The organism is Filobacillus milosensis (assembly GCF_004402015.1).
GTDB classification, from domain to species: domain Bacteria; phylum Bacillota; class Bacilli; order Bacillales; family Alkalibacillaceae; genus Filobacillus; species Filobacillus milosensis.
This window is the reverse complement of record NZ_SOPW01000015.1, coordinates 77,588-87,505: the sequence shown is the minus strand read 5'-3', so window position 1 is coordinate 87,505 and position 9,918 is coordinate 77,588. Positions and strand designations below refer to the sequence as shown.

The window sequence follows — 9,918 nt, the reverse complement described above, 5'->3', positions numbered from 1 at the left end:
ATAGTCCGGTGGCGATGGCAGAGAGGTCACACCTGTTCCCATGCCGAACACAGAAGTTAAGCTCTCTAGCGCCGATGGTAATTGGGGTGTTTCCCCTGTGAGAGTAGGACGCGGCCGGGCAATACGAAGCCAAGAAGATTTTCTTCTTGGCTTTTTTATTTACGCTGTAAACCTATTTTATTAAATGCTTTCATCATAAAGATGCGTTCAGCACCCATTTTTATTGACTAAACGTATTTAATTCAACAAAACGTTAGGTTTTGGTATAATAAAGAGCATTAAACTGATTTCTGAAAGTAAAAAATAATCATAACAAATTACATTAGAAAATAAATTACTATTATATTGGACAAAAAAGGGGGGATTGAAGTGAGTCAGTTGAATGAATATTTAGGACACGATTTTGATGTCATGTTAGTTAGAATATTGTTAGCTACAGTATTGTGTGGGTTAATCGGTTTTGAAAGAGAATTGAAGAAACATTCAGCTGGTTTTCGTACTCATATTTTAGTAGGTGTAGGATCATGTTTGATGATGCTTTTATCTATATATGGGTTTGAAGAATTAATAAATAAATTTGATAATATACGTTTCGATCCAGCACGTATCCCATCGTATGTTATTAGTGGGATAGGTTTCTTAGGCGCAGGTACAATTATGGTTCATGGAATGACGATTAGAGGGCTAACAACGGCAGCGTCTATATGGACGGTGGCAGGTATCGGGCTAGTCATTGGTGCTGGAATGTATTCCTTAGCAATTCTGGTTACAACAGTGGTCCTATTAAGCCTTATTTTCTTAAACTCGTGGGAAAAACTTTTTACACGCCGTAAATCAGATAACTTTATTCATTTAATTGCAAATAAAGATGTACACATTGGAACAGTTCTTAATATTTTTGATGAATTTTCTTTAGTTATAAAACGATTAGAGATTGAAAGTGAAAGTAGTGAAGATCGAAATATTTTTATAGAGCTGGAAAAGAATCAGGAGTTTAACAGGAATGATATTTTAAATGAAGTAAGTAAAATCGAACATGTTACTTATAAATTTGAGCGTTAAGCTTTCGTGCGATTTAATCGTATGAAAGCTTTTTTATTTTATCAAGTTTAACTTTGTTACAGGAGGAAAGAATACAAAACATATGGTTTTATGAAAAAATTTGTGAGCTGAAGCATTTTAATTTGCAACAAAATAAAATGTAAGTATAATAAAAGTATAGTCAAAGATAGTCAAAGTCAAACACTTATCTTTGACATTAAACAGGTTGAAGGAGGGGTGGGAGATTGCGGAACATATCTGATATTATTGAAGATTATTTGAAAAAGGTCATTCAATCAAGTAATAGTGATGTAATTGAAATCAAAAGAAGTGAGATTGCGGATCGTTTCGAATGTGTACCATCTCAGATTAATTATGTGATTAACACAAGGTTTACTGTAGAAAAGGGTTATATAGTTGAAAGTAAAAGAGGTGGAGGCGGATATATTCGCATCATGCGAATTAAACCTAAGTCCAAAAGTGAATTAGTAGATGAAATTTTAGTTCTAAGTGGTAAACACTTAACTCAACAATCGAGTTTGGATTACATTGAACGATTGTGGGAAGAAGAAATTATCACTGAACGTGAAGCACGTCTAATGTCAAAAATAACTCATCGAGATGTCTTGTCCATTCCCTTACCAATGCGGGATGAATTAAGAGCAAAGATTTTTAAACAGTTTTTAATGACGATAAAAATACATGATTAATGGAGGGGTGGAGCATGGAATGTCAACGTTGTCACCAAAATGAGGCAACCGTTCATTATACACAAGTCGTTAATGGTCAGAAGACAGAAATCCACTTATGCGAAAAGTGTGCAGAGCATGAAGGGTATATGGATTTTAATGATGATAGTTTATCTATTCATCAATTATTAACGAGCATGTTTCCGTTCGATCAAAATGTTAGTCAACAACAATCCTTTCAGGCACAACAAACTTTAAAATGTGATCGTTGTGGAACCACTTATCAACAATTTAGAAAAATGGGTAAGTTCGGGTGTAGTCAATGCTACGCTTCATTCGAATCCTATTTGACCCCAATCTTCAAGCGAGTGCATAGCGGTAATACGAAACATGTCGGAAAAATTCCGAAACGTGTTGGAGGTAAATTGCACAAGCAAAGAGAATTAGAACAATTACAAGAAAAGTTACAACAGTTGATTCACGATGAAGCTTTTGAAGAGGCTGCACAAGTTCGTGATGAGATTCGTACACTGAAAGAAGAACTAAATAAGGGTAAGGACGGTGATGCATAATGTCATTACAAAATTTTATTAACGATGCCATCAGCCCTTGGCTAAATACTGAAGGAATTGATAATGACATTGTGTTAAGCAGTCGAGTACGTTTAGCTCGAAATTTTGAGCAGGTTCCATTTCCTACAAGTGGGGCTAATGAAGCTTTGGTCAAAGTATTAGAATATATGGAACAAGAGTTTGATGATCAATCTTATAATGATTTAAAACAGTTTCAAATGATTAAAATGAATGATTTAAAACCAGTTGAGAAGCGCGTCTTAGTTGAAAAACACTTAATTAGTCCAAGTCTTGCGGAAAAAGATCACACGGGTGCAGCGCTTATATCAAAAAATGAACAAGCGTCTGTCATGATTAATGAAGAAGATCATTTGAGAATACAATTGTATTTCCCAGGGTTTGAGCTAACCAAGGCTTTAGAGCAGGCACAGGAGTTAGATGACTGGTTTGAAGACAAAATTCAATATGCATTTGATGAACAAAGAGGGTACTTAACCAGTTGCCCAACTAATGTTGGTACAGGGTTAAGAGCATCAGTGATGATGCATTTACCAGCTTTATCTATGACGAATCAAATAAATAATTTAATTCCTGAAATTAACAAACTTGGGTTAGTAGTTCGAGGTATTTATGGTGAAGGTAGTGAAGCTTTAGGTCAGTTATATCAAATTTCTAATCAAATGACATTAGGAAAGTCTGAAGAAGATATTGTTGAAGACCTTAAAAGCGTAGTTAAACAAGTTATTGAGAATGAACGCCGTGCTCGTGAATGGATAATGGAGCAATTGGGTATACAGTTAGAGGATAGAATTTTCAGGTCTTATGGTATTTTAGCTAACAGTCGAATCATACAATCCAAAGAGGCTGCAAAATGTTTATCAGATGTTCGACTTGGAATAGATTTAGGACTTCTGGAGAACATTTCTAAGACTATTTTGAACGAATTAATGGTTTTAACCCAACCAGCATTTTTACAACAATATGCCAAGAAAACATTATCACCGAATGAGCGCGATGTATTTCGTGCGAATTTAATTAGAGAAAGATTGCAACTAGAACATTAATTAAAGGAGGTCATCTATATGATGTTTGGAAGATTTACTGAACGAGCTCAAAAAGTTTTAGCCTTATCGCAAGAAGAAGCGATTCGTTTAGGGCATAATAATATTGGGACTGAGCATATTTTATTAGGCCTTGTAAAAGAAGGAGAAGGAATTGCTGCTAAAGCTTTACAATCATTAAATGTAACAGCTGAACAAATTCAGCAAGAAGTAGAACAATTAATCGGTAGAGGCCAAAACACGTCTCAAACGATTCATTATACACCTCGCGCGAAAAAAGTCATTGAACTATCGATGGATGAAGCGAGGAAATTAAGTCATTCTTATGTAGGAACAGAACATATCTTACTCGGATTAATCAGAGAAGGTGAAGGGGTAGCCGCTCGAGTTTTTAATAACTTAGGAGTGAGCTTAAATAAAGCCCGTCAACAGGTCTTACAACTATTAGGAAGCAATGAATCGACTTCTAGTCAGCGTGGTGGACAAAAACAGTCTAACAATGCTCATACACCGACATTAGATTCATTAGCACGTGATTTAACTTCTGTGGCACGTGAGGGTGGAATTGACCCTGTCATCGGTCGTAGTAAAGAAATTGAACGTGTGATTCAAGTATTGAGTCGCCGCCGAAAAAATAACCCGGTTCTAATTGGTGAACCAGGTGTTGGTAAGACAGCGGTTGCTGAAGGATTAGCACAACAAATTGTAAATAATGAAGTTCCTGAAATTTTACGTGATAAACGTGTCATGACACTCGATATGGGTACAGTTGTTGCTGGTACGAAATATCGTGGTGAATTCGAAGATCGTTTGAAGAAAGTAATGGAAGAGATTCGCCAAGCACGTAATATTATTCTATTTATCGATGAGTTACACACATTAATCGGTGCTGGTGGGGCAGAAGGTGCAATTGATGCATCAAATATCTTAAAGCCTGCTCTAGCACGTGGAGATCTACAATGTATCGGGGCAACTACACTAGATGAGTATCGTAAATATATTGAAAAGGATGCTGCTTTAGAGCGTCGTTTCCAACCGATTCATGTTGATGAACCGACTAAAGAAGAATCAATTAGTATTTTAGAAGGTCTTCGTGATCGCTATGAAGCGCACCATCGTGTAACCATTTCAGATGAAGCAATCGATAGTGCTGTAAGACTATCAGATCGTTATATTACAGATCGTTTCCTACCAGATAAAGCGATTGACTTAATTGATGAAGCAGCATCACGCGTGCGTTTACGCAACTACACAGCCCCGCCTAACCTAAAAGAGTTAGAGCAACGATTAGAAGAAGTGAAAAAAGAAAAAGATGCTGCCGTACAAAGCCAGGAATTTGAAAAAGCAGCTTCCTTAAGAGATAAGGAACAAAAATTAAAAGATGAATTAGAGAAAACTAAGGATCAATGGAAAGAGAAACAAGGCCAAGAAAGTTCAGAAGTAACGATTGATGACATTACTCATGTCGTATCAACATGGACTGGGGTGCCTGTTTCAAAATTAGCTAAAGATGAAACAGAACGCTTACTCAACCTTGAAGAAACTTTACATGGTCGAGTGATTGGTCAAGATGAAGCTGTAAACTCAGTTTCAAAAGCTATTCGTCGTGCACGTGCCGGCTTAAAAGATCCAAAACGCCCAATTGGTTCATTCATCTTCTTAGGACCTACAGGGGTAGGTAAAACCGAATTAGCACGAGCACTAGCTACTTCTATGTTTGGTGATGAAGATGCGATGATACGGGTTGATATGTCAGAGTACATGGAAAAACACTCAACTTCTCGACTAGTTGGTTCTCCTCCTGGTTATGTTGGTTATGATGAGGGTGGCCAATTAACTGAGAAAGTAAGAACAAAACCATACTCAGTTATTTTACTTGATGAGATTGAGAAAGCTCACCCAGACGTCTTTAATATTTTACTTCAAGTATTAGAAGACGGTCGATTAACGGATTCTAAAGGTCGTGTGGTTGATTTCCGTAACACAGTATTAATTATGACATCTAACGTTGGTGCTCACGAACTACGTCGTCAGAAATACGTTGGGTTCTCTATGGATGATAATAAGAAAGATTACAAACAAATGAGAAGTAAGATCATGGAAGAGCTGAAGAAAGCTTTCCGCCCAGAGTTTTTAAACCGTATTGACGAAACGATTGTTTTCCACTCACTTGAAGAAAAACACATTAAAGAGATTGTTCGTTTAATGGTAAAACAATTACAAGATCGTTTACAGGACAATGAGATTTCATTCACGTTAACTGAACAAGCGATTGAAAAAATTGCTGATGAAGGCATGGATTTAGAATATGGTGCACGTCCATTACGTCGTTCCATTCAGAAAAATGTTGAAGACTTCTTGTCAGAAGAACTATTAAAAGGTAATGTAAAGACAGGGCAAACAGTTGAAATTGATGTAAATGACGACGGCGAATTTTATATTACTTCTGTAAAAGCATTAGAAACATCTTAAGACTTCAAATCTAAGCAGCCGGTTGTGTTTTCCGGCTGCTTTTTTATTTAATTTCCTTACATAGATTAAGATGGAAAGCATACGCAAACAAGAAAGGGAGAATCTCAATGGCTAAAACTAAGACAGTTTATTTTTGTCAAGAATGTGGTTATGAATCACCTAAATGGATGGGAAGATGTCCTGCATGTCATCAATGGAACACCATGGTTGAAGAAAAAGTAAGACCAGCCAAATCTAATAAACATTCATTAGGGTCGGTTAGCTCTGAACGAAAAAGTAAACCAAGTTCCATTAATAAAATAACAACACAAAAAGAAAAACGGATTGAAACCGGTATGACAGAGTTTAACCGTGTATTAGGTGGCGGCATTGTGCCAGGGTCATTGGTTTTAATCGGTGGGGATCCGGGTATTGGTAAGTCTACATTACTATTACAAGTGTCTTCACAATTAGCTGCAAAACAATTAGAAGTTTTATATATATCTGGAGAGGAATCTGAAAAACAAACAAAGCTGAGAGCTGACCGTCTAGGTATTTCAGAAGAAGAATTATTTATTATGGCAGAAACAAACATAGACGATATCATTGATGCGGTAGAAAACATGAGTCCATCATTAGTAGTCATTGACTCGATTCAAACGGTATATCATGAAGCAGTCACATCAGCGCCGGGTTCTGTTTCGCAGGTTCGCGAATGTACCGGGACATTAATGAAATTAGCTAAAACAAAAGGGATTCCAATCTTTATCGTAGGTCACGTGACTAAAGAAGGAAGTATTGCCGGACCTCGACTTCTTGAACATATGGTTGATTCTGTACTTTACTTTGAAGGTGAGCGTCACCATACGTTTCGGATTGTTCGCAGTGTAAAAAACCGTTTTGGTAGTACTCATGAAATGGGAATTTTTGAAATGAAAGAAGAGGGCCTTGTAGAAGTCAGTAATCCTTCTGAAATATTTCTGGAAGAGCGCTCCCAAGGGGTAGCCGGGTCAACTGTCGTAGCTTCGATGGAAGGGACAAGACCTATGCTGGTTGAAATCCAAGCGTTAATTTCGCCAACCCAGTTTGGTAACTCTCGCCGCATGGCTACAGGGTTAGATCACAATCGTGTGCCTTTATTAATGGCTGTTTTAGAAAAGCGGGCCGGACTTTTGTTACAAAATCAAGATGCTTACGTTAAAGTTGCTGGCGGTGTGAAACTTGATGAACCTGCCATTGACCTTGCTGTTTCTGTAAGTATCGCATCAAGTTTTCGTGATCAACCAACTAAGCCTGACGATTGCTTCATCGGTGAAGTAGGTTTAACTGGTGAAGTTAGACGAGTTTCTCGTATTGATCAAAGAGTACAAGAAGCGAGTAAATTAGGTTTTAAGCGTATTATTTTACCTCGTAAAAACTTATCCGGTTTTAAAGGTCCTGACGGGGTAGAGCTAATTGGTGTAGATTCAGTGCAAGAAGCACTCAAGGCAGGATTAGAATAAATATGAACAAAATGTGAATGTTTAGAACTATTATTATTTGTAACACAATTGACATATAATATAATAGGTGTTAAACTATAAAATTATTTATTTTGACGAGGCCACATTGCCATGTTAAAATTTAGTAAAGCAAAAATCGAGAGTTATGGATTTTAGGAAAGTTGGTAAAGCTAGATTTAGGAGGTGAACACATTGCTGAATAAAATTCTTCAGTTATTATTTATTATAGCTGGCGGTACTATTGGATATTTGTACTTTCCTGATCTCCTGGAAGTCTGGGATGTTGGTGGACCCGCGTGGTTATTTCCTTATTTAGGGATGACATTAGGTGCAATTATATTATTTATTATTTCATATTGGCTAGTTGATTATATTGTTGGTTTTCTGAAAATCATAGAAGAGAAGCTAGTAAAAGCGCCAGTTGGAGATTTATTATTTGGAAGTTTAGGGTTAATTGTTGGTTTAATTATCGCATTTTTAGTTAACATCTATCTACAAGATATGAACATTCCTGTTGTATCTGACGTTTTACCAGTCTTTGTAACAGTTATTTTAGGTTACTTAGGTTTCCAAGTTGGTTTTAAACGCAGAAATGAATTTATTAGTTTAATTAGTGTTCCTCGTAAAGAAGGAAAAGCAAGGGATGAAAAAGGCGGCGATGGTGATGACTCAGCAATCAAGCCGAAGATACTTGATACGAGTGTAATCATTGATGGTCGTATTGCCGACATTTGCGATACTAAGTTCCTTGAGGGGACAGTAATTATTCCTCATTTTGTTTTAGAAGAGTTACAGCATATTGCGGATTCTTCGGATGTTCTTAAACGAAATCGAGGGCGCCGTGGGTTGGATATTCTAAACCGCCTGCAAAAAGAATCCCTGGTTGAGGTTCAAATCTATGAAGGTGACTTCGAAGAGATTAGTGAAGTTGATAGTAAGTTAGTTAAGTTAACGAAGTTATTAGATGGTGTTCTTGTTACGAATGATTATAATTTAAATAAAGTTTCAGAGTTTCAGAATGTTACAGTCTTAAACATTAATGACTTAGCAAATGCAGTTAAACCGATTGTTTTACCAGGTGAAGAAATGGACGTTCAAGTGATTAAAGCTGGTAAAGAAGAAAAACAAGGTGTAGCTTATTTGGATGATGGCACAATGATTGTAGTAGAAGATGGTAAAAACTACATTGGAGATACCATTGACGTCATTGTCACAAGTGTTTTACAAACTTCAGCGGGACGTATGATTTTCGCAAAACCAAAAGCACTTGAAAAGGCGCAATAATTGTTCATTAAAATAAAAGGTTGACGCTATCCATTTGTTGCATTACAAATGAATTGGTAGGTCAACCTTTATTTATGTATACAGGAGAGGGAATTATGTCTAAATACCAAGTGATTGTCTTAGCCGCAGGTCAAGGTAAAAGAATGAATGCCGGGAAAAATAAACAATTGATTAAAATCGGCGGCCAAACATTAATTGAGCTTACATTACAAGTATTTGAAAAAGATGATTGGTGTGAAGCTATCTACGTCGTCATCCATACAGATGAACGTGAAATTATGAGCGATTTAATCCAAAGCAGCTCTTTTAAAAAAATAAAAAAGCTCATTGACGGCGGCAAAGAGCGCCAAGATAGTGTGCGACAAGGTGTCTTGCAATTGGATGAAGAAATGATTACGTTCATTCATGATGGTGCTCGCCCATTCGTATCAGTAGAAGAGTTACATAACTTATATGATGAGACAAAAAAACATGGGGCAGCTTTTTTAGGTGTACCTGTGACAGATACAATTAAGCAAATTGAAAACGAAGGTCGTATTCAAACGCTTAACCGTAATCAATTAGTGGCTGCTCAAACACCCCAAGCGTTTACTTATAATCTACTAAAAAGAGCGCATGAATTTGCGTACGAACATCAATATTACGCGACTGATGATGTAGCATTGCTTGAAGGAATTGAGCATTCTGCAGCCGTTGTACGTGGCAGTTATAATAATTTTAAAATTACTAATCCTGAGGATATACAAAAAGCTGAAAATATGCTAAAAATAAATAGGTCAGATCAATCAAGGGAGGAAGATGAATTGATCAGAATCGGACAAGGGTTTGATGTGCATCAATTGGTTGAGGGTAGACCTTGTATTATAGGTGGAGTCGAAATACCTTATGACAAAGGTTTATTGGGTCATTCTGATGCCGATGTATTGTTACATACGATTGCTGATGCTGCACTAGGCGCAATCGGTGAGGGAGATATCGGAAAACATTTTCCTGATACAGATTCTGCTTTTAAAGACTTTGACTCGAAACAGCTTTTACAAGAAGTTTGGGAAATGGTCGAATCCAAAGGCTTTGAACTGGGTAATGTGGACTGTACTGTGATTGCTCAAGCACCGAAAATGGCCCCTTATATAGATGACATAAGGCAGCAGGTTGCAAAACTATTGAAAGCTGATTTATCTCAGGTTAATGTGAAGGCAACAACAACTGAAAAACTTGGTTTTACAGGACGTAAAGAAGGAATTGCCTCGCAAGCAACAATTTTAATACAACGAAAACAATAAATTGTGTACAATAATAAACAATGGATAAGAACGGA

At 36.8% G+C, this 9,918-nt stretch carries 8 protein-coding genes, 1 rRNA gene and 1 pseudogene; all 10 read left to right on the top strand.

Features of this window, described 5'->3' with window-relative positions; translation table 11 throughout:
* Positions 1-4 precede the first annotated feature (4 nt).
* The 10 genes and pseudogenes from rrf (at position 5) to ispF (ending at position 9,883) form a co-directional block, all read left to right on the top strand.
* Positions 5-120 (top strand): 5S ribosomal RNA (gene rrf, locus E3U55_RS13200).
* Positions 121-411: 291 nt separating this feature from the next.
* Positions 412-1,062: an MgtC/SapB family protein gene (locus E3U55_RS13195; RefSeq protein ID WP_194840920.1), complete on the top strand. Its 651-nt coding sequence runs from the start codon at positions 412-414 to the stop codon at positions 1,060-1,062.
* Positions 1,063-1,286: 224 nt separating this feature from the next.
* A complete protein-coding gene (locus tag E3U55_RS13190) occupies positions 1,287-1,751 on the top strand; it encodes a CtsR family transcriptional regulator (RefSeq protein ID WP_134340952.1) in 465 nt (154 codons plus the stop codon).
* Positions 1,752-1,765: 14 nt separating this feature from the next.
* Positions 1,766-2,302 (top strand): UvrB/UvrC motif-containing protein, encoded by a 537-nt coding sequence (locus E3U55_RS13185; RefSeq protein ID WP_134340951.1) that lies wholly within the window; start codon positions 1,766-1,768, stop codon positions 2,300-2,302.
* A complete protein-coding gene (locus E3U55_RS13180) occupies positions 2,302-3,366 on the top strand; it encodes a protein arginine kinase (RefSeq protein WP_134340950.1) in 1,065 nt (354 codons plus the stop codon). Before E3U55_RS13185 ends, E3U55_RS13180 begins: the two co-directional genes overlap by 1 nt.
* An 18-nt stretch (positions 3,367-3,384) precedes the next feature.
* Positions 3,385-5,835, top strand: coding sequence for an ATP-dependent protease ATP-binding subunit ClpC (clpC, locus tag E3U55_RS13175; RefSeq protein WP_134340949.1), 2,451 nt, complete (start codon positions 3,385-3,387; stop codon positions 5,833-5,835).
* A 107-nt stretch (positions 5,836-5,942) separates the two neighbouring features.
* Positions 5,943-7,316, top strand: a complete 1,374-nt coding sequence (gene radA / locus E3U55_RS13170; protein WP_134340948.1) for a DNA repair protein RadA — start codon at positions 5,943-5,945, stop codon at positions 7,314-7,316.
* 192 nt (positions 7,317-7,508) lie between these two features.
* Positions 7,509-8,600, top strand: coding sequence for a PIN/TRAM domain-containing protein (locus tag E3U55_RS13165; RefSeq protein WP_134340947.1), 1,092 nt, complete (start codon positions 7,509-7,511; stop codon positions 8,598-8,600).
* Positions 8,601-8,674: 74 nt separating this feature from the next.
* Positions 8,675-9,355 (top strand): annotated as a pseudogene (ispD, locus tag E3U55_RS17735) (2-C-methyl-D-erythritol 4-phosphate cytidylyltransferase); the annotation flags it as partial.
* Between the two features lie 48 nt (positions 9,356-9,403).
* Positions 9,404-9,883, top strand: a complete 480-nt coding sequence (ispF, locus tag E3U55_RS17730) for a 2-C-methyl-D-erythritol 2,4-cyclodiphosphate synthase (protein WP_228547566.1) — start codon at positions 9,404-9,406, stop codon at positions 9,881-9,883.
* Positions 9,884-9,918: the final 35 nt, after the last annotated feature.

Excerpts from the sequence above, each read along its gene's own strand:
- E3U55_RS13195 (WP_194840920.1), top strand. The coding sequence starts at position 412 with ATGTTAGTTAGAATATTGTTAGCTACAGTATTGTGTGGGTTAATCGGT.
- radA (WP_134340948.1), top strand. The coding sequence starts at position 5,943 with ATGGCTAAAACTAAGACAGTTTATTTTTGTCAAGAATGTGGTTATGAA.
- E3U55_RS13185 (WP_134340951.1), top strand. The coding sequence starts at position 1,766 with ATGGAATGTCAACGTTGTCACCAAAATGAGGCAACCGTTCATTATACA.
- clpC (WP_134340949.1), top strand. The coding sequence starts at position 3,385 with ATGATGTTTGGAAGATTTACTGAACGAGCTCAAAAAGTTTTAGCCTTA.
- E3U55_RS13180 (WP_134340950.1), top strand. The coding sequence starts at position 2,302 with ATGTCATTACAAAATTTTATTAACGATGCCATCAGCCCTTGGCTAAAT.